Source organism: Chryseobacterium shigense, assembly GCF_900156575.1.
Classification (GTDB): domain Bacteria; phylum Bacteroidota; class Bacteroidia; order Flavobacteriales; family Weeksellaceae; genus Chryseobacterium; species Chryseobacterium shigense.
Genome location: NZ_FTNY01000004.1, coordinates 410876 through 432414, shown reverse-complemented (window position 1 = coordinate 432414; position 21539 = coordinate 410876). Strand labels below are relative to the sequence as shown.

17 protein-coding genes are annotated in these 21539 nt (G+C 37.1%); 9 read left to right on the top strand and 8 right to left on the bottom strand.

The window, feature by feature from the left end; genetic code table 11:
• Positions 1-294: 294 nt before the first annotated feature.
• A complete protein-coding gene (locus BW964_RS15485) occupies positions 295-1179 on the bottom strand; it encodes a mechanosensitive ion channel family protein (protein WP_076508508.1) in 885 nt (294 codons plus the stop codon).
• 95 nt (positions 1180-1274) lie between these two features.
• Here BW964_RS15485 and BW964_RS15480 point away from each other — a divergent pair, with 95 nt between their 5' ends.
• Positions 1275-1910 (top strand): peroxiredoxin, encoded by a 636-nt coding sequence (locus BW964_RS15480; RefSeq protein ID WP_076508506.1) that lies wholly within the window; start codon positions 1275-1277, stop codon positions 1908-1910.
• Positions 1911-2012: 102 nt separating this feature from the next.
• Here BW964_RS15480 and BW964_RS15475 read toward each other — a convergent pair whose 3' ends face one another.
• The 3 genes from BW964_RS15475 to BW964_RS15465 form a co-directional block, all read right to left on the bottom strand.
• Positions 2013-2606, bottom strand: coding sequence for a hypothetical protein (locus tag BW964_RS15475; protein WP_076508505.1), 594 nt, complete (start codon positions 2604-2606; stop codon positions 2013-2015).
• A 160-nt stretch (positions 2607-2766) separates the two neighbouring features.
• Complete coding sequence (locus BW964_RS15470) at positions 2767-3282, bottom strand: hypothetical protein (protein ID WP_076508981.1); 516 nt, start codon at positions 3280-3282, stop codon at positions 2767-2769.
• Positions 3283-3371: 89 nt separating this feature from the next.
• Positions 3372-5642, bottom strand: a complete 2271-nt coding sequence (locus tag BW964_RS15465) for a TonB-dependent siderophore receptor (RefSeq protein ID WP_076508503.1) — start codon at positions 5640-5642, stop codon at positions 3372-3374.
• A 187-nt stretch (positions 5643-5829) separates the two neighbouring features.
• Between BW964_RS15465 and BW964_RS15460 the strand changes: the two genes are divergently transcribed.
• Complete coding sequence (locus tag BW964_RS15460) at positions 5830-6885, top strand: Gfo/Idh/MocA family oxidoreductase (protein ID WP_076508502.1); 1056 nt, start codon at positions 5830-5832, stop codon at positions 6883-6885.
• 184 nt (positions 6886-7069) lie between these two features.
• Here BW964_RS15460 and BW964_RS15455 read toward each other — a convergent pair whose 3' ends face one another.
• Positions 7070-8965 carry an ABC-F family ATP-binding cassette domain-containing protein gene (locus BW964_RS15455; RefSeq protein ID WP_076508500.1) on the bottom strand — a complete coding sequence of 632 codons (1896 nt, stop codon included), beginning with the start codon at positions 8963-8965 and terminating at the stop codon, positions 7070-7072.
• A gap of 242 nt (positions 8966-9207) precedes the next feature.
• On the opposite strand from BW964_RS15455, the gene BW964_RS15450 reads away from it, so the two are divergent.
• Together BW964_RS15450 and BW964_RS15445 are read left to right on the top strand one after the other, a co-directional pair.
• A complete protein-coding gene (locus BW964_RS15450; RefSeq protein ID WP_076508498.1) occupies positions 9208-9720 on the top strand; it encodes a 5' nucleotidase, NT5C type in 513 nt (170 codons plus the stop codon).
• A gap of 143 nt (positions 9721-9863) precedes the next feature.
• Complete coding sequence (locus BW964_RS15445; RefSeq protein WP_076508497.1) at positions 9864-11510, top strand: alpha/beta fold hydrolase; 1647 nt, start codon at positions 9864-9866, stop codon at positions 11508-11510.
• An 85-nt stretch (positions 11511-11595) separates the two neighbouring features.
• Here BW964_RS15445 and BW964_RS15440 read toward each other — a convergent pair whose 3' ends face one another.
• Positions 11596-12459 (bottom strand): glycoside hydrolase family 25 protein, encoded by an 864-nt coding sequence (locus BW964_RS15440; RefSeq protein ID WP_076508495.1) that lies wholly within the window; start codon positions 12457-12459, stop codon positions 11596-11598.
• Positions 12460-12524: 65 nt separating this feature from the next.
• Between BW964_RS15440 and BW964_RS15435 the strand changes: the two genes are divergently transcribed.
• The 5 genes from BW964_RS15435 (at position 12525) to deoC (ending at position 17007) form a co-directional block, all read left to right on the top strand.
• Complete coding sequence (locus BW964_RS15435; protein ID WP_076508494.1) at positions 12525-13787, top strand: NAD(P)/FAD-dependent oxidoreductase; 1263 nt, start codon at positions 12525-12527, stop codon at positions 13785-13787.
• Positions 13784-14455: a tRNA (guanosine(37)-N1)-methyltransferase TrmD gene (gene trmD / locus BW964_RS15430; RefSeq protein ID WP_076508492.1), complete on the top strand. Its 672-nt coding sequence runs from the start codon at positions 13784-13786 to the stop codon at positions 14453-14455. Before BW964_RS15435 ends, trmD begins: the two co-directional genes overlap by 4 nt.
• Before the next feature lie 374 nt (positions 14456-14829).
• Positions 14830-15771, top strand: coding sequence for an endonuclease/exonuclease/phosphatase family protein (locus BW964_RS15425; protein ID WP_076508491.1), 942 nt, complete (start codon positions 14830-14832; stop codon positions 15769-15771).
• A gap of 16 nt (positions 15772-15787) precedes the next feature.
• On the top strand, positions 15788-16258 hold the full coding sequence (locus BW964_RS15420) for an Lrp/AsnC ligand binding domain-containing protein (RefSeq protein ID WP_073334366.1): 471 nt from the start codon (positions 15788-15790) through the stop codon (positions 16256-16258).
• Positions 16259-16263: 5 nt separating this feature from the next.
• Complete coding sequence (gene deoC / locus BW964_RS15415; RefSeq protein ID WP_394333903.1) at positions 16264-17007, top strand: deoxyribose-phosphate aldolase; 744 nt, start codon at positions 16264-16266, stop codon at positions 17005-17007.
• A gap of 36 nt (positions 17008-17043) precedes the next feature.
• Here the strand turns inward: deoC and dusB are convergent, their stop codons facing one another.
• Both dusB and BW964_RS15405 read right to left on the bottom strand, forming a co-directional pair.
• Positions 17044-18039, bottom strand: coding sequence for a tRNA dihydrouridine synthase DusB (gene dusB, locus BW964_RS15410; RefSeq protein WP_076508487.1), 996 nt, complete (start codon positions 18037-18039; stop codon positions 17044-17046).
• 204 nt (positions 18040-18243) lie between these two features.
• Positions 18244-21435 (bottom strand): hypothetical protein, encoded by a 3192-nt coding sequence (locus BW964_RS15405; protein WP_076508486.1) that lies wholly within the window; start codon positions 21433-21435, stop codon positions 18244-18246.
• Positions 21436-21539 lie beyond the last annotated feature (104 nt).

Below are 21539 nucleotides of genomic sequence, written 5' to 3'. Positions count from 1 at the left end.
GGTAAGAATATTAAGGTTTAACTTCGTTTGAAGGCGGGAAGCTTAAAAAATCAGTTGATTTTTTCTTAACCTTAGATCCTTCATTAATCTTATTGTTTTAAAAAGTGTGAAATGAAAATCTGTAAGAGATAAGAAAATATAAGACAAAAGGTTTTATTGAGCACTTAATATATTTTAAAGCTAAAGTACTTTAATGATTCTGTAGCCAGCATTCTTCAGAAAGGCAGCTTGAAATTAAAACACCGTAAATAATTTGAAGCATAAAAAAGCCGCTTAAAAAAAGCGGCCGATATTTTATTTGTCCTGATTTTCAGCGGGAAGAGATTCGCCATTCGTTATACTGATACTTGTAGGCGTTACCAGATGGATGTTGTCTGCATCCAGACGCTCCTTGATCTTCAGATAAGCCTCGCTTTTCAACTGAACCATATTGGCTCCTACCTTCATCCAGAATTTTGCCTGGAGGTTAAAATTGCCCTGTTTCAGATCGGTAAAAATAACTTCTGAAGTATCCAGACGGTCTACACTGTCAAGACTTTTAATAACATCAAGCATTCCTTTCTGTGCTTTGCTGATATCTTCATCCGCAGGAATCTCGAAATTTAAAATAATTCTGCGCTGCGGAGAAGCGGTAATATTATAAAAAGGAGCATTAAAAATAACCTGGTTAGGAATATAAGCCTTCTTGCCGTCATCAGTAATGATCTTCGTGGTCAGAAAACCGATTTCCTGAACCGTTCCGGAATGAGCTCCGATGGTAATATAATCTCCTATTTTAAACGCCTTATCAATCCCGATCAGCATTCCTGAAAAGATACTGGATACCAGATCCTTTAAAGCCACCCCGGCAATGACCCCGGCTACCCCTAAACTTCCGATAAATTTCCAAAGGAAACCACTGAAGCCCATAATTTCAAGGGCAATAAACGTTCCCATCATCATGATCAGAAATCTGAAGATGCTGATTAAGGTCACCAGAGAACTTTCCTTCTGGCTTTTAGGGAAGAATTTATGAAATAGTTTTACAGCCCCTAAACTAAGGTACTTGCTAGTTATAAGAAAAAAAGAAAAGACTAAAATTCCGACAATAAGTTTGGGGGTAAGTTCGGCAAACCTCATATACCAGCTTTCCAAAACCCTGTAAATAACATCTACGTAGCGGTGTCCAATGTTCTGCATGAATAAAATTTTTGATTAAAGATATAAATTTCTAACAAAAAATTTGCCAGTTCAAAAAAGTCTACTAAATTTGTAGACTAATAAAGCAGAATATTATGTCAATTAAATTAGGAGATACAGCACCGAACTTTCAGGCAGAGACTTCTTTAGGTGATATTAAGTTTCATGAATTTTTAGGTGATTCATGGGGAATCCTGTTCTCGCATCCTGCAGATTACACGCCCGTATGCACTACCGAATTAGGGTATACTTCGAAACTGAAATCAGAATTTGATCAAAGAGAAACCAAGGTCATTGCTTTAAGTGTAGATGGAGTAGAAGACCATCAGAACTGGATCAAAGATATCAACGAAACCCAGAACACGGATGTCCAGTTTCCTATTATTGCAGACAAAGACAGAAGAATTTCAGAACTCTATGATTTTATTCATCCGAATGCGTCATTGACTGCTACCGTACGCTCTTTATTGATTATTGACCCTGATAAAAAAGTAAGACTTATTATCACTTATCCGGCTTCTACAGGAAGAAATTTTAATGAAATTTTGAGAGTACTTGACTCTCTTCAGCTTGTAGATTCCCATAAGGTTGCGACTCCTGTCAACTGGGAAAATGGTGAAGATGTTATTATTCCACCCGCCATTTCTACGGAAGACGCCAGGAAAATATTTCCGAAAGGCGTGACAGAAATAAAGCCGTATCTGAGATATACGCCTCAACCCAATACATGATTTATTTGATTTTTTATAGTTTAGTTTTAATTTGTACGAAAATCGCCCCGAAAAATTTTTCGGGGCGATTTCAATTTTTTTATTCGGAAAATTAGAAAATGATTAATTTCTTACATCATTCGCTACTTCCTTAGCTTTTGAAGTAGGTAAGTAAATACTAAATCCTACGTTGAAAGTAATATTGGAATTTAATCCTTCGCTACCAAATCCTGCTCTTCCTTTATATTTCACTAGACCTTCCAAACCGATATTAGGCGTAATGAAATAAGAATAACCCGGACCTGCACCGAAATCTAAACCGGTTGTAGAGTCTGCATTTTCCACTGATCTTCCTCCGATACCTACGTTACCTTCAAGGAACCATCTACCGTGGTGAAGTAAGTTATCCACCCCTTTTTCTCCCGGTGATAGATAATAACGTCCCAAACCACCTACACCATAAGTAAATTCAGTAGGGCTGCCATTCGTTACTTTATTGATACCTAAGTCTACATATCCCCCTACAGCAACATTATCCTGAATGAAGTAAGCTCCTTTAGGCTGAATACCGATATTGTATCCTCCACCAGTATTTAAACCGAAATTACTTGATATTAAGCTACTTCCTACCAGCCAGTTCCCTTTTTGAATCTGAGCATTAGCCGTTGCAGTCAAACCTGATACTGCCAATATTCCTGCAAAAATTAGTTTTTTCATAATTTATTATTTTAATAATTAAATGTGATCATTTATACGTTAAAGAAAAAACAAGAAATGTGCCAGACTTCTTAATTTAAGATAAAAACTCAGAATAACTGTTAATTTAAGGTTAATTGAAATGTGAATTATTCGGTTGATTTTTTGATGATTTTATAATTTACAGACAGAGAAGAATTACCGATATAATAAGGCCTGCGATTGTAAATTTGATCCCTCGCTTGAAAGCTTTTGTTTTAGGATTAAACATCCAGAAACTTGAAATCACAAAGAAAAATAAAGAAATCCCAAAAAAGGTATTGAGAGGGGATAATGTTTCCTTAGATTGAGATTTATGAAGCTTTACCATCTTATCCAAAACAAAAGGAAGCTCCATTTTGGAATATTGAGCTTTTCCTGATGCCGCATCATAAGTTCCACGCTTAAAGTGAAGAATATTCCCTTCTGTTTTTTCTACTTCCAGACCCTTGATCTTCAGCTCCTTTCCCAATTCTTTTTCTGAAAGATGGGCAGCAATGGTTTTATCATATTTTTTTTCCTTTTTAAGAAAATCCGTATCCCTGTAAACCAGTAAAACTCCGCTCAGTGCATATATAGCCATGATTCCCGCAAGAAAATATCCCAGATAGCGGTGTGTGATTCTCATAAAAGTTCTGGTGTCCTTGATTTTATCCATATCGTATTGTTTGTTTTTTAAATTTAAAAATGGAAACTGCAAAAATGCAATTTCCACTTTGAATGATAAAATTATTGTCGTATTAAATTCTAAAGCTTGTAAGTCAGCGTAAAATAATAGTTTCTTGGAGTAATAGGATTCACGGAATAATTTTCGTGTACATTATAATTTTCTACATCAAACAGGTTGCCCACTTTCCCTTGTATTGAGAATTTTTTCCACTCGTACCCTACGGACACGGTTACTGTTGTGTAGTCTTTTAATTCAAAAATTCGGCTTACCCCATTTCTTGAAGCTAAACTGTTGCTTCCGGTTTTGGTGTCATTCCAGCCTGCCAGACGATTACCGATATAGTAGGCTCCTGCCCCTATTTTTAATCCCTTGGCAAAACGGGTAAATTTGTAGAATACGGAAGCATTGGCTGTAGTAGCCGGAGTTCTTACAATTCTCTGTTCTTCCACATATCCAAATTGTTCCGGCGTATCAAGGTAGATCGAATTATTATAAGAAAAACCTCCGATAATTGATAAGTTCTCACTAGGATTTCCCGTAATATCCAATTCTACGCCACGGCTTCTCATTTTTCCTGCGAAATCTTTTAAAAGCCCGTTAGGATCTATCTGTAATCCTGCATCATTTAAAGCAACCTGATAATAATTTTTGTATAAAATCTGGTAGACTGTAAGATTAATCGCCAGGGCATTATTCCATAGGTTTTTCTTGGCTCCTACTTCGTACTGGTCAATATAGGTAGGTTTAAGCGCCTGGTCCTGTCTGTCTAAACCAACATTATTAGAGAATGAATTGGTATACGTTGCAAATACCGAGAGATTACTGTCTGGCATATAGACAATACCCGCTTTTGGAGACAGAGCCATATCGGAAGAGCTTGAAAATGGAACATCAGGAGTCGTATGATCCTTGAAATTTTCTTTTCTTGTGCTTTTGTTTTCTACATAAGACCATCTTAAACCTGCCAGCACCTTGAATTGCTTGGAAATACTGATGAAATCCTGAGCATATACTCCTACTCGCTGGGTTGGGATTCTTGAGCGTTCAAATTTGGCTACGTGCTCAGACGTAGGCATATTTCCTCCTGCCCATGTAGAAGGATCATCCAAGTAAACAAGTCCGTTAGGATTTCCGTTGGTACCATACAAATAGGCGGTGCCATAAACAGCCTTTTTAGGATCAGCAATGGTAGGATCATAATAGGTATAGGAATCTGCAAGACCATAATCAGCATCTGCTCCTATTAAAACCTTATGATTGATTGTTCCGGTGTTGAATTCACCATTAATATTGGCTTGAAACGAGGTGTAATTCTGTTCGTTATAAGTTCTGTTTAAAGGTCTTTTCCAAGCCAGTCTGTTGCCTGTTGTATATTCCCATTGTACCCTTTCTGTTGAAAAGTAGTCCTTGGTATAGTTTTGATAAGAAGCGGTAGCATTCAGAGACCATTTTTCATTAAACTGATGGTTAAATGTAATATTAGTAGACAATTGTTCTACATTTTGATATTGCCAGTCGGTTCCTAAAAAAGCATTTCTTGAAAGAAGGTTATTCATAGAGTAGCTTTTATCAGCATTGGTGATTGATCCAATACCAAAATCCGGTGTGAAATTATTCTTCAGATAATCTGCTTCTACAATTAACTGAGATTTTGGACTTATATTAAATAAGAATGAAGGATTAAAATAATATTTTTCAGATTGTACAACATCTCTGAAACTTTCAGCATATTCGTAAGCACCGTTGATCCTGAAAGCTATATTTTTAGATAAAGGACCATAAAGATCAACAGTCGGTTTATAAGAATTCCAGCTTCCTCCGTTAAGACCTACGCTTCCTCCAAAATTGAATTTAGGCTTTTTGGTAATCATATTAATAATACCTCCTGCAGCAGTATTTCCATAAAGCATGGCGTTAGCTCCTTTTAATACTTCAACTCTTTCAAGACCGCTTACTTCCGGAAAAACACCGCTATTGACTCTGGTTCCGTTTTTGAAAATATTATCATTTCCTAAAATAAAACCACGCCCTCCAAAACTATCCTGAGAATTCCCTCTCGAAGAAGTAACATACATACCGTTTACATTCTGAAGAACATCACTTAGCTGTTTAGCCTGCTGTTGCTCAATGATCTCATGCGTTACAATAGAGATGGCCTGTGGATTTTCCATTACCGTAAGTGTAGACTTGGTAGATAATGTTCTTGCCTGATTTGGATTTCCCGTTTTGTGAAGGTTGATGTCTTCTATCGTCTGGGATCTGATGGTATCTGCTTCCAGATTTTTCATCTGAGCATCTACAGACAAGGCGGCCAATAAAAGTCCTAGAGAAGCTAGCTGTTTTTTCATTTCTTATTTTTATGTAGAATAGTTTTAAATAGCGGCAAAAATAAGAATTCGAAAAGGATTAATTTAGAATTAATAAAAATAATAAAATGATTTTTGTCATATTTTAAGAATGTAATAAAAGGGTCGATTCTAGCTGAAGGCTGTCAAACTGAGGATTATTGAATATATTTGTTTAAAAATTACACCTATGCAATTGGTAAAAGCAGGGCTTTGTGCCTTTGGAATGAGCGGAAAAGTGTTTCATGCTCCGTTTTTAAAAGAACATCCCGGATTTTTTATGGCTGCTATCGTAGAAAGAAGCAAAGAAGAATCTAAAGAGAAATATCCGGAAGCAACTATTTATCGTTCCGTAGAAGATATGCTTCAGAATGCAGATATTGAACTGGTCATCATCAACACCCCTGTTCAGACGCATTTCGAATATGCTAAAATGGCGCTCGAAGCCGGTAAAAATATAATCGTTGAAAAACCTTTTACCGTCAGTGTATCAGAAGCAGAACAACTTGTAAATCTCGCAGAAGAAAAAGGACTCTTTCTAAGTGTTTATCAGAACAGAAGATTCGACCGTGATTTTTTACAGGTTCATAAAATAATGAGTGAAGGGAAACTGGGAGAGATCAAAGAAGCTGAGATCCGTTTCGACAGGTTCCGTACGACGCCAAGTGGAAAACAACATAAAGAAGATCCGGAGCAGACCGGTTCAGGTTCACTTCATGATCTGGGGGCTCACCTTGTGGATCAGGCAGTACAGTATTTCGGCTATCCGGAAAAGCTTTTCGCTGATGTGTTTTCCATGAAAGGAGAAGAATATGCGAATGATTATTTCGAAATTCTCCTTTATTACAAAAATAACTTAAGGGTGAGACTGAAATCATCTGTATTTACCAAAGAAGCTCATTATGCGTATGCTATTCACGGAGAAAAAGGAAGCTTTCTGCAGGAAAGGACTGATAATCAGGAAAACGAACTGGTTGCCGGAGCCATACCCGTTTATGGTAATGAATGGACAGAACCATTAAAAGGAACAGATGGAATCTTAAACTTTTTAAATGAGAATTCAGAAACAGAAAGAATTCTGACTTCCAGCGAATCCGGAAATTATATGGATTACTACCAGCAGATCTATGAATACATTGTCTTCGGATACGCACTGCCATCTCAGGGGAGAGAAGTGGTTCAGAATATGAAGATCATTGATGCCTCTCTGGAGAGTTCAAAAGGGGGTAAAATAGTTGACTTGTAAGAGAGTTGTAAATTTTGAGTTATGAGTTATGAGTTATGAGTTATAAGTGATGAGTTATTAGTTTAGAGATGCGTGTTTCGAGTTGACATTATTATTAAGACAATTCGAAATTCTTATTTTCTCAAGTATTTGAAGCCTTACTTTCTACTAACTCATCACTCATCACTTATAATTTAAAACTTTTTTAAATTTCCTGAAGCTCAAGCCATCTCATCTCATATTCCTCAAGCTTTTCAGAAATGGTTTCAAGTTCAGCAGATAATTTTGCCACCTTTTCGTATTCCGTTTCATTATTAAGCTGATCCATGATTTTGGCTCGCTTTTCTTCAAGCTCAGGCATTTCTTTTTCTATAGTTTCCAGTTCCCGTTGTTCTTTGAAGGACATTTTTCTTTTTGGGGCAGAAGCTTGGGTTACTTCCGGTACAACTACAGCCACAATTTCTTTTACAGGTTCCGGTTTGGATGCTGCATTTTTTTCCAATGCATCCTCGCGACTTTTAGCATCTCTGTATTCTGAGAAATTTCCGATAAAATCTCTGATTTTTCCTTCCCCTTCAAAAGCCAGAATATGGTCAACAATTCTGTCCATAAAATACCTGTCGTGAGAAACAATAATCAAGCTGCCCTGAAAGTTCAATAGAAAATTTTCAAGTACCGTCAAAGTGGGAAGATCCAGGTCATTCGTAGGTTCATCAAAGATCAGGAAATTGGGATTCTGATACAAAATGTACATCAGATGCAATCTTCTTTTTTCACCTCCGGAAAGTTTTGAAATAGGCGAATACTGCGTCTGATCATCAAATAAGAATAATCTCAGAAACTGTGATGCAGAGATTGTCTTTCCGTTGGCTAAGGGGAAGTTTTCAGAAATTTCCTTAATGAAATCAATGACTCTTTCCTCTTCTTTATATTTAAGGCCTTTTTGTGAAAAATATCCGAATTTGATGGTTTCTCCCGTTTCAATTTCTCCGGAATCCTTCGGTTCAAGCCCCTGGATGATATTCAGTAAGGTAGATTTTCCGGCACCATTTTTTCCTACGATTCCTACTTTTTCGCCCCGCTGAAACTGATAGCTGAAATCTTTTAATAATAATTTATCACCATAGCTTTTAGAAATATCCCTAAGCTCCAGAATTTTGTTTCCAAGCCTTTTCATTTCGAAATCAAGCTCCAGAGATTCTTTTCTTGTATCGGTTTTGGCTATTTTTTCAGTCTCATAAAAGTCATCTTGTCTGGATTTCGATTTTGTAGTTCTCGCTTTGGGCTGTCTTCGCATCCATTCCAGTTCTTTTCTGTAAAGATTGTTGGCTTTATCGATGGTGGAATTCATATTGTCCTCACGAATCATTTTGTTTTCAAGATAAGTTGCATAAGATCCATTATGGAAATACAGATTTTTATCTTCCATTTCCCAGATAATTCCGCAAACAGCATCCAGGAAGTACCTATCGTGAGTTACCAGAATTAGCGTTATTTTGGCTTTACTCAAATAGCTTTCAAGCCACTCTACCATTTCTACATCAAGGTGGTTGGTAGGCTCATCCATGATCAGAAGGGTATGACGATGCTCAGCTCTGGTTTCCGTCAGTAATTTGGCCAGGGCCACACGCTTGATCTGTCCTCCGGAAAGGGTTCCCATTTTAGCGTCCAGATCTGTGATTTTCAACTGGGACAGAATTTGTTTCATGTCATTCTCCAGATCCCATGCTTTATGAATTTCCATTTCAGCCAAAGCTTTTTCAATGAAATCATAATCTGTGGAAAGAAGTGATTTATGATAATTCTTTAACGCCTGTATAGGAGCAGAATCAAGCGTCATCATAAATTCATCAATAGTAAGGTCAGAATCAAAATCGATTTCCTGGTCAAAAAGAACAACCTGGATGTCTTTATTAATGTTTACAGTTCCGCTGTCTGCAATTTCTTTCCCCATTAATATTTTAAGAAGGGTAGATTTTCCGCTCCCGTTTTTAGCAACAATGGCTATTTTATCACCTTCATTTACATGAAAATTGATATTTTGGAACAACACTTTGATGCCATAAGATTTAGTAAGATTTTCGACAGAAACGTAATTCATTGGAATGTAATGGTTTGATATTGATTTTGTATTGAGCGGCAAAAGTACGAAAATGTAACTAGAAAACTTTTACCCAATGCGCTTCAACTGGCCAAATTTAAATTCAGAGAATAATCTTGAATAACAATATTTTAAGATGTATTAATACATAGGATACGAGCCTTCACCAAATCATTCCTTAATTTTGGAGGCCCGGAGGCTTGATTTTTGATGCTAATGAATGCTAAATCTTATTTAAAATAATGAAAAGAATAATTGTAGACATGGATGGGGTAATGGCAGATGTGTATCATCAGCTGGTCCAGTTTGAAAAAAGAGATTCAGGTAGAGAAATTGAAGTCAATGGTCTTGTGGGAATCCCAGAAATTGAAGCATTTCCCAATGGAAAAAAACACGTTAATGAAGTCGGTTTTTTCAGAACACTTCCCGTGATGGAAGGAAGCCGCGAGGCCTTGGAATATATCAACAGCAAATATGAACTCTACATTGTGTCCGCCGGAATGGAGTTTCCCAACAGTCTGAGAGAAAAATTTGACTGGCTGGCAGAACATTTTCCGTTTATCAGCTGGGAACAGATTGTTTTGTGCGGAAGCAAAAAAGTAGTTCACGGGGATGTAATGATTGATGATTATCCTAAAAATCTGGATCATTTTGCCGGCGAAAAAATCATTTTCACACAGCCTCATAATAAGCTGATAGAAAACGAAAATTACAAAAGAGTGCATTCATGGGAAGACATCATGAAGATTCTGTAAAAGAAAAGTTTATACTTTTTTTAGAACTTCTGTCACAAACAAGGGATATTTTACAATAAATTTAACGAAACATCGAATAAATTTAATAAGATCTTGGGAGTGTTGAACAGAGGAAATAAAGAATTTTGCACCAAACTTATCCCATGAAAAAACTGAATGCTTTATTCTTTCTCTTAGCAGCTTATTCTTTCCATGCACAGGTGATTTCCGGAACGGTTATTTCCCAAAATGACAAACATCCGATTCCCTATGTGAAAATAGGGATAGAAAAAGAAAATACAGGAACGGTTTCCGATGATAAAGGTAATTTTTCCATAGACCTTTCCGGACTCGATGCTTCCCGGAAACTCAGAATAGAAGTTCCCGGCTACGAACCTTATATAGAAACTGTACAGAATTTCCGAAAACAGGATAGACCGCAGATTTTTTTAAAAGAAAAAGTTAAAGAAATAAAGGAAGTCAGCATTAAACTTAAGAAATTCGTAGATAAAAACTGGGGAGTCAATACCAAGACCAAACATGTTCTGTATTCCGTTAATCCAAAATTCAAAAAAGAAGATTTTCTGGGCGAAACTGCATTGGAATTCAATGCCAGCAAAAGATCCAAGATCAAAAATATCAATCTGAATATCGCCAGTTATACTTCCGATAAACCTGTGCTGATGCGCTACAGTATTTACAGCGAGAAAAACGGATTTCCGGATACCAATATTCTGGATGAAGAAATCACGGTGGAACTTACACAGGACATGATCAAAGACGGAACCTATACACTGGATGTCAATGACCATAATATCTGGGTCAGGGGAAAATTCTTCGTCGGAATTCAGTTTCTGAAAGAATTTGATGGAAAGATCAATATCAGTGCCGCCTTGTTCAGAACAGGTTTTTTAAGGAAGTTTTACGGAGACTGGCAAAAAATGACGCTGGCAGCACCAGCCATTAATATCGATGTCAAAGTGGATAAAAGTGGAAAAAATACCAAAGATGAAGCAGCAGATTTGGGCGACGATCTCGAAGGGCTGATTTCTGATATTTCCCGATATAAAACAGAATCCGAAAACGCGGTGTACGGAAAAAATGAATCTTCAGGAGGGTATCTTGAATTAAAAGACACCCGGCTTTATTACGAAATGTATGGTGAAGGAGAACCGCTTTTTCTTCTTCATGGCAATTCAGGAAGTATACAGGATTTTTACCAGCAGATTCCTGTTCTTTCCAAACAATTTAAGGTTATTATTGTAGATACAAGAGGACAGGGCAAAAGTATTGATCTATCGAAAAAAGATTTTACCTATACTCAGTTTGCAGAGGATGTAAAAGCTCTAGCAGACAGACTGGGATTAAAGAAAATTAATATTGCCGGATGGAGCGATGGCGGCATTACAGGACTTGAGTTTGCCATTAAATATCCTGAAAACCTTAACAAATTAATTACTATCGGAGCCAATACCTTTCCCTCAGGCGTTGACGAAAGACTGATCTCTCATATGAAAAATCAGCTTCTCGTACTCAATGTGGAAAACAAACCTGAAAAGCTCAACGAACGGAGGTTGGTGAAAATGATGTTGAATGAGCCCCATATCACTACAAAAGATCTCAAAAAAATACAAAGTCCCGTATTAGTCATTGCCGGAGATAAAGATGTGATTAAGCAGGATCATACGGAAATGATGGCAAAAGAAATACCTCATGCTGAACTGAAGATCTACAAAAATGCCACCCACATGATTCCTTTTGAAAATGCTGATGAGTTGAATGCAGATATTCTCCGGTTTTTAGGGAAATGATAGAGTTTTGGGATGGAAGAGGGAAGGAAGTGCATATCTAAGACTGGCTGCAGTAGTTCCATGATCCGGTTTTTCTCTTCCGGCCTTAGTCTAGGGTCAGTCTTTTCAAAGACCATGAATTTCCATTGTAGACATCAAGATCTACTTTGGTATTAATACCGTGAACAATGCCGTTTTCTGTAAACTGCCAGAAATCCCAGCTGCCTTCGGGAGTGGGAGAAGGTACGTCATTATAGTTAGCCAGCCATAACGGATAATCATCAAATTCTCCTTTCAGAAAATCTTTGTAATAATGATAATAGGTATAAATGATAGGTTTTTCACCGTATGTTTCTTCTACGATCTTGCACCATACTTTTAGATCCTCAATCAATTTTTTGTTTGTCTTTCTTTTTGGGATTTTTTCGATATCCAAAATGGGTGGAAGATCTCCGCTTTCCAGTTTTACATTATCCAGAAAATTATTGGCCTGGATGACAGGATCTTCATCGGCTCTGTAAAAATGGTAGGCTCCACGGATCAGGTGATGTTCATGAGCTTTTTCCCAGAATTCATTAAAATGTTTGTCCGCATTTCGGTTTCCCATGGTGGCACGCATCACGACAAACTCAAGCGGGATTGTTTTATTCCCGATGCTTAAACTGTCCCATTTGATATCTTCTTTGTTCTGATAGTGGGAAACATCGAATCCATATGTTTTATCAAGATTGGCACTGAGGATTTTCTGGATTCTTAAAGTTTCTGCTTCGCTGTTGTGAAGTTTTTTATGGCTGAATTTATTAAAGTAAAGCGCGTAATAATAGCTGATAGACTGCTTCAGATAGAATCCGGTCCCTATTAAAGCCAGAATTAAAATACCCAATATGACTTTTCTCCGGAAAAAATAATTCTTCCGACGATTCTCATGTACTTTTTTGGCAGTTTTTTTGGTGTACTTTCTGGGTGTCATAAAGTTTTGCAAAACTAACTTTTTTCACTACTAAATGCTAAATAAAATCAGTAAATTTGTGTATTATGGAAACACGCGAAAAAATCATCATTATTGGAGGAGGATTTGCGGGGCTGCAGCTTGCAAAAACATTAAATAACAAGAACAAAAAAGTAATCGTTCTGGACCGGGTGAATCATCATATGTTTCAGCCGCTTTTTTATCAGGTGGCCTGCGGGAGGATAGAACCTTCCAACATTTCCTTTCCTTTCCGGAAGATTTTTCAGCAATCCAGAAATACCCAATTTCGTCTTACCGAGGTAAAAGAGATTGATCCTGTTCATAACAGAGTCATCACGGACGGAGCGGAATTTACCTATGACAAACTGATCATTGCTACAGGATGTAAAACGAATTTCTTTGGAAATAAAGAAATGGAATCCAGAGCTTTCGGGATGAAAAATACCCAAGAAGCGATCAGCATCAGGAATCATGTACTGATGACTTTTGAAAAACTGATTCTTGAAAAGAGCAGAAGTGATGATGGTAACTGGAATATCGTTATTGTAGGCAGCGGACCTACCGGAGTAGAGCTGGCAGGAGCCTTTGCTGAAATGAAAAAAGAAATCCTTCCGCGTGATTATCCCTACATGAATTTCGATCATCTTAAGATTATTTTAGTAAGTTCCACTGAAAAACCACTGGCTGTCATGAGCAGTGAGGCCCAGGAAAAATCTGAAAAATATCTTAAAGACCTTGGGGTAACTTTCTTAAGTGGTGAGGTCGTTACAGAATATGATGGCAACAAAGTATTCATGAAGAGTGGTAAAGAAATACCGTCCAATAATGTGATCTGGGCTGCAGGAGTTACAGGAAATGTGGTAGAAGGATTTCCTGCAGAAAAGCTGGTAAGAAACAGATATATAGTAGATAGATTTAATAAAATAAAAGGGTACAATAATATTTATGCTGTGGGAGATATTGCCTATATGGAAACTCCAAAGTATCCGCAGGGACATCCACAGGTAGCCAATGTAGCCATTAATCAAGCAAAAAATTTAGGTAAAAATTTTCTGAAGAAGAATGAAAGTGAATGGAGAGAGTATGAGTACAAAGATCAGGGGTCACTGGCCACTATCGGAAAGCACAGAGCGGTGGTAGATCTTCCGTTTATCAAATTTCAGGGATTCCTGGCCTGGTATTTCTGGATGTTCCTTCACCTGATGCTCATCCTGAGTGTAAGAAATAAGCTCGCTGTCTTTTTCAACTGGATGTGGAGCTATTTCAACAAAGATTCTTCTCTGAGATTAATTATTTCACCGAATAAGAAAAACGGAACATTACAATGAGAATTGACATTATAAGCGTACTTCCTGAATTGATGGAAAGTCCGTTTCAGACTTCTATTTTAAGAAGATCAATGGATAAAGGTTTGGTAGAAGTTCACTTTCACCAGCTGAGAGACTGGGCCATTAATAAGCACAGACAGATCGACGATGAACCTTATGGAGGCGGAGCCGGAATGGTGATGATGATAGAACCCATCGATAAGTGTATTTCAGAACTTAAATCTCAAAGAGAATATGACGAAGTTATTTATCTGACACCGGATGGCGTTACGTTAAATCAAAAAATAGCCAATACGCTTTCCATTAAAAATAACCTGATTTTTCTTTGTGGACATTACAAAGGCATCGATCAGAGATTGCGCGATCTTCATATTACTAAAGAAATTTCTATTGGTGATTATGTACTGACAGGAGGAGAGCTGGCAGCCTGTGTTCTGGCAGATTCCATTATAAGACTCGTGCCGGGTGTCCTGAATGATGAGCAGAGTGCGCTTACGGATAGTTTTCAGGATGACCTTCTTTCGCCGCCTATTTATACAAGACCTGAGGTGTATAAAGGCTTAGAAGTTCCAAAAGTTTTGCTGAGCGGAAATTTTGCACTTATTGAAGAATGGCGTCACGATGAAGCGATAAGAATTACACAGGAAAAGCGTCCGGATTTGCTATAAAAATAACAGGTAAATCTGTTCTTGTGAATTTTTTTTCACATTCTCAGGATATTGAAATTAAAACGGAATAAGAATTGATAGAAGAATCAATCAGGCTTAATTTATTAATTATTTTGTTATCTTGAATATGAATTTATTCATGTTAATTTGAAAATTATGGATTGTTTTAATTCTATCTTATAGAGAGATAATTTCAAATACTTAATAATTTTGTTGTATAATAGCTTTCTTGTTGATGTTTTTTAGTTAATAAGTTATATTTATTGTATAAGTTTAATCTAAAAATATTATAAATAAATTAACGAAATTTGAAAAAAAACAATAAATTTACAACGGAAAAAGAAAGTGATAATTTAAGATAGCAATTTGTGCAAATGGAGATGTTCTCTTTTTACAATGTCGAAAACTTATTTTTACCTGATCCGAAGCCTGTTCACAGATTAGACCCAACCCAATCGGGATTGAGAAACTGGGATGAAAAAAGATATAGAAATAAGCTTTTTAAAATTTCACATGTTTTTCAGTTGATGAAGGAGGAAAATGGAGTTCTCCCATTTTTAATCGGGCTGTCTGAAGTTTCCGGAAGGAAAGTTTTGGAAGACTTGGTGGAAATGGAGCCTTTTAATTCAGAATATGGAATTGTGCATTACAATTCAATGGATGAGAGAAAGGTAGATGTAGCCCTGCTATATGATAAAAGCAAAGTATCAATTATAGATTCAGAAACTATTACTTTCTTTTTTGAAATTATAAATAAAAAAAACACAGAAAATTACGACACAACCCGAGACGTACTATTTTCTAAAATTAAATATAAAGGAACTGTTATTAATGTTTTTGTCGCCCATCTTCCCTCTAAGCGAGAAAAAGACGTTAATAAGCCCAAAAGAGACTTTATCCTTAATGAAATCCGTTCACGGATTTTGGAAATTGTGCGTGAAAAAAAGGAGCATGTAATATTGTGCGGTGATTTTAACGAAAACCCGGATGATGAAAATTTAGTAAAAATTCTCTATGACAATGATCATGAGAAGGTATTGGTAAATCCTTTTCAAGAGTTGTTCTATACAAGAAATTATTCTACTTTTCATTATAAGTCAGGTTTGCTTTATGATCAGATTATCCTGTCAAAATCTCTTTTTGATAACGATATTTTGAATTTTCAGAATGCCCAGATTTTTAATTCTGAAAAATTAAGCAGCCGAGTAAAAAATTTTGAAGGCCGACCCTTCCGAACCTATGCCGGTACACGGTATTTGGGCGGATATAGCGATCACTTTCCGGTTTTTGTAAAATTTGAGGAAACAAAAACATAAATATTAAAAGTAGAAAATGAAGAATTCAAGCAACACAAGTTATCATTTAGACTCAATTGACAAAGAGATCATTTACATGCTTATGGATAATGCCAAGACATCATTAGCCCACATTTCAAAAAATGTAGGGATTTCCACAACAGCAGTACATCAAAGGATCAAAAAACTCGAACACGCCGGAGTTATTGAAAACTCTATTTCATTTCTTAATCCTAAAAAAATAGGGTATAAGGTGATTTCGTATATCGGTATGTTTTTGGACCAGCCCAGTCATTATCCGGATGTTGTAAAATCTCTTCAGGATGTCAATGAGGTAGTAGAAGCTCATTACACCACAGGAAATTATACCATATTCCTGAAAGTTCTTTGCAAAGATAATGACCATCTGATGCAGATTCTTAGCAAACTTCAGAAGCTAAAAGGGGTCACAAGAACAGAAACTTTCATATCTTTGGAACAAGGTATTTACAGACAACTGAAAGTATAACGATTATGAACATTGCCCAATATTTGGATTCAACCTATTTGAAAACGCCCGCACAGTCCGGTATTTCAAACGAAGAAACATTACAATTAGATAAAGAACTGACACAGGAAGCTATCGATCATAGCATCTTTGCCGTCATGATCCGTCCGGATTATGTTGCTGATATCAAAAAGTATATTCAGGAAAAAGGTTCAAATGTTGCGGTAGGAACCGTAATAGGTTTTCATGAAGGAACCTATTCCATTGATGAAAAGCTTGCGGAAGCTTCAAAAGCAATTGAAGACGGAGCCGATGAACTGGATTTTGTTATTAATTACAGCGCTTATCTGAACGGAGATCTGGAGCTGGTGAAAGACGAGTTTGTAAAATGTACTCAGCTTGGCCTTAAGCATCAGAAAGTAGTGAAGTGGATTATTGAAATTGCTGCACTGACAGATGAGCAAATCGCTGGTATAACAAAACATATTTCAACCTGGGCAAAAGAGAATTTCTCAGAAAGCGATTTTCCAAACATTTTTGTCAAATCTTCTACAGGCTTTTACAAAACCGAAGGTGGAAAACCGAATGGAGCTACGTTTGAAGGCATAAAGATTATGCTGGATCATGCCGGCCAGCTTTCTGTAAAAGCAGCCGGAGGGGTAAGAACTCCGGAAGATGCTGAAAAAATGATCAGCATGGGAGTGAAAAGAATCGGAACGTCCTCCGCACTGGCATTGATTAAAAATGAATCCTCATCAAAGGGATACTAAAATAAAAAAACCATCAAATTTTGATGGTTTTTTTATTTATATCTGTGCCTGATATTCTTCGTAGAACTTCTGTGTTTCATTGATCAGCACATCCATTTCTTCCAAAGTAAATACCTCAAGGAATTTTTTTCTGAATTCTTTGAAGTGAGGAACACCACGGAAGTAATTGCTGTAATGCTGTCTCATTTCGATAAGTCCCAACTTTTCTCCTTTCCATTCCGCACTCCATTCCGCGTGCTGGCGAACAGCTAGCAAACGATCTGAAATACCGGGTTCAGGAAGGTGTTCACCTGTTTCGAAGAAATGTTTAATCTCGTTAAAAATCCATGGATACCCAATGGCGGCACGACCGATCATAATTCCGTCACAAGCGTATTTTTGTTTGTAGGCAAGAGCTTTTTCCGGAGAATCGATATCACCGTTTCCAAAAATAGGAATCTCTATATTCGGATTTTGTTTAATTCTGGAAATGTGTTCCCAATCTGCTTCCCCTTTGTACATTTGTCCGCGGGTTCTTGCATGTATGGTTAAAGCTTTAATTCCAGTTTCCTGCAAACGTTCTGCCACTTCATCAATATTGATGCTGTTGCTGTCCCATCCCAAACGGGTTTTTACGGTTACAGGCAAATGAGTAGAGGTTACCACAGCTTTGGTAAGGCGTACCATAAGGTCAATATCCTTAAGAACTCCCGCTCCTGCTCCTTTGCACACTACTTTTTTCACCGGGCATCCGAAATTAATGTCTACCAGATCCGGATTTACCGTTTCTACAATTCTTGCAGACATTGCCATTGCTTCCTCATCTCCACCAAAAATCTGGATACCAACCGGTCTTTCATAATCGAAAATATCCAGCTTCTTGCGGCTTTTCATCGCATCACGGATTAAGCCTTCGGAAGAAATAAATTCTGAATACATCAGATCGGCTCCATGCATCTTGCACAGACGTCTGAACGGAGGATCACTTACATCTTCCATCGGAGCCAGCAAAAGCGGAAATTCCGGCAGTTCTATATTGCCTATTTTTACCATGTGGCAAATTTACGAAATTCTAAACATTCGGGAGTATGATAATATCTATCGTTGTAAATGTTACCTGTCTATGTGGGAAAAGAGCTTTGATCTCAGATAGAAGACGTCAGATTTCAGACATGAGATCAGAAATATTAGACTTTCGGTGAAATTTTTCAACCATTCATTAACTCCCACTTTCATACCCTCATCCCTCCAACTCAATTAGAAACTCGCCTTTACCTGCATACTTCCGATATGAATCGTTCGGTCTCCCGAGTTTCTTCCTTCGTAATTGAGGTTGAGCTGAAGGAAAGAATTGATGGCTTGTTGAATGAAAACACTCCATACCTGGTTTTTCCCCGGCTTCAGGCCGTCCAGCATCTGGTTGCCTACAATACTGAAATTGTTTCCTGTAAAATTATTATTGATGAAAGAGAAATTTCCTCTGATTGACGTTTTTTTGCGTTCCCACTGAATTGTCCCTGTGATATCAAAAGCTTTTAATAATTCTTCTCCATCCATTCTCTTTTTCTGACGGTACGCTGATGAAAGTTCCGCCTGAATGGCATCGGTAAATTTATAGGTAGCCTTCGGTTTGGTTTCCATGTTATTAAGAAGATAATCTCTTGTTGCAAATAACTGAGATGAGTTTTTAAGCTCATGGACAGAGTTTTCCCAGTCGACCCTGAATTCTTTATTAAACCAGTATCCAACATTGACAAAATGAGATGTCTGCTGTCTTTCTTCGTTACTGAAATTAGCATTGATCAGGTTATCATTAGAAATAAAACGGTAATTCCCATTCCATCCGGATTTTTCAGTTGGATTAAATTGTACGGAAGCTAAAATATTTTGATTTTTAAGGATCTGGTCGCTGTTTTTTTCAAATGGATTCAATACCAGGACCTTATCTTTTTTATAGAATGAGTTTTGTGAATTGAGTGAAACATTAAAATTCCATCGTTTTAAAAATTTATTTTCAGAATTGAAAATAATCGAGGGATTGACAAACAATGCCAGCTGTATTTTATTTTTGTTGGAAGGAATATACCGCACAGAATTGGTATAGATCCTGATGTATTGAGCTAAGTCCGAGTACTCTGCAATTTCAAATTCGTCGAGCTGCTGGATGCCGTCTCCGTTATAATCGGTCCACTTGTACACCCCTTGTCCATCTGTCACTTTAAGGTACTGGAACTCTCTTTGGGCTTCCTGCCCGTTTCCAAGTTCGTAAAATGCCTGGAGACGCATTCCATTTCTAAATAATTGTTGATTGTAAAGAATATTTCCAACTACGAAATCATTATTTCGAGTCATATCGGCTTCATTATTTTGATAGAAGAATTTTCTGTAATGTATTAAAGCATTTAAAGTCGTTTTATCAGTTTTAATAATCTGACTTTCAGCCATAATCCCCAGAATATTATTCATATTCTCCAGTCTGTTGTTTCGTACAGAGTCATTGTCTCTCATATAGACCTTGGCAAGCAATTTTGTGCGGGTACTGTCGCCTATTTTTTTCTGTACAAAGATTTCTTTCCAGCTGAAGCTGGTCACATCCATGAGTTGTGTATCATTGTACTTCTTCTCATTATGTTCCATACTTCCCCCAAGAGCCCAGCTTCCTTTTTTGCCTGTAAACTCAGTAGAAACACCTCCTCTGATAAATTTGGTGTCCTGAAGCGTGGCGTTGGTATTAAGGTAGGATAAATTTCCTTTTGTAAAGAACTTCCCTGTGATCCATCCAAAGTCCAGATCATTTTTTATCCCTTTGTAAGTGTCCTGTTCATCAAGATAATTGATTCTGTAATTGATATTGGATTTATTATTCCATTTATTTAAAAAGCTGAATGTAAACCTGTTTTGGGTTCTCTGGCTGAATTCCTGTACCAGGTTAAAGTCTCTCGAGAATTCCACATCATTGATACGGTCCAGAATATGAAATTGTTTATCTATATATTGATATTCAAAACTTGGAGTACCTTTCCACTTGCTTTTTGTGAATGTTTTATTTCCGAAAACACGCCATGCATATCCGATATTTTGAGCTGCATCTTTTGATGAAAACAGGTTTAAATCATAGTTGCTAAGGGAGAAATCGGCTCCTATTTTTCCTTCCTTTAAAAGATATTCAGAATTCACTGAATATACCTGGGATTTCTGAGGTGAAGGAAGTTTTCGTACGGCTTTATAATCTCCCATATTATTTCCTACATACTCAAATACACGGCCGTTGTTGGTCGTCTGGGTAATTTTATAATCTCCCTGATTAATGCCGAAATACGTGAAGGAAACCTGATAAAGTGTTTCATTTTGATCCGTAGAGAATTCGTAGAAATTCCCGGCAGGATTTAATCGGTATAAAATTTTATTCACGTCATATGCAGTCACTACACCTGATGGAGCATACATGAGATTGGGATCATTTCCGGCATCGGCCAGAATCTGCTCATCTTCCTTGGAAAGATTTAAAGAAAGCGGAGCATTTTTGTTGTCATTTTCCATGAACCAATTTAATCCTACTTTAAACTTTTCCCTTTGATGCTCAACTTTTCCGGTAAATAAATATCGGGAGTAATTTCTATTCGTGTAGTTATAGGAAATGGTGATGAAATTTTGCTGGAAAATAGGTCTGAAACTGGTGAAGGTTACCTCTCCAGTATTGTAGTTGATGATGTAGTCCTGGTTCTCGCCACGCTTCATCAGAATACCGTCAATAAAAACCTGTTCAGAGCCTGAAATAAGAGTGATGAACTGTTCACCGTTTTTACCTGTTAAACGGTAAGGCCCCTGGTTACCTTCCACCCCCTGAAAACGGACTCTGTGGAATTCACTTCGTGCGACTCCCATGGAAACATCTACAAAAGTTTTGTTATCCTTTCCGAATTCCGTCTGAAATTCAAGACCCATGCTTCGTCTCTGGAATTTTGCGAAATAATTTTTAGATTCTACAAGATCCAGATGTCCGGCTCTGAGGATCGATTTGTCCTTGATATTAAGCTGCATGTAAATCTTGTCGAATTCTTCCAGAGTCTGGGTATATCCATCCGCCTGGATAGGGAGATTGTGATCCGAAATACTGGCCAAAATAGTAACATCTTTGGAAAGTCGTCCGGAGATCTGAAGATCCATAGAACTCTGTACAGATTGTCCTTGATTATTACCGAAAGTAATTCCTCTAATAATGGAACCTTTAGAGTTCAGTTCACCCAAAAATCTTTTCTTGTCATTCCTTACAAGTACGGCTTCATCTACGATTATTTTGTTATTGGTCCTTACAAAGTCCAGTGTATCTTTTGCGAAAATGTCCTGTTCAAAACGGGCTGCGAGAATGCTGTCCTTTTTAACACTGTCTTGTGGTATATTCGGATTTTTCCACGAAAATATTTGTGCATGAGCCGAAAATATGCCCATGAAAAATAAACCGATCAGAAGAAAAAAATTGCGCAAGCGTTCCAAAATAATTCGTAAAAATAGCTAAAAAATGTTAACGGAAGTGAGTTTAGGATTATTAACAG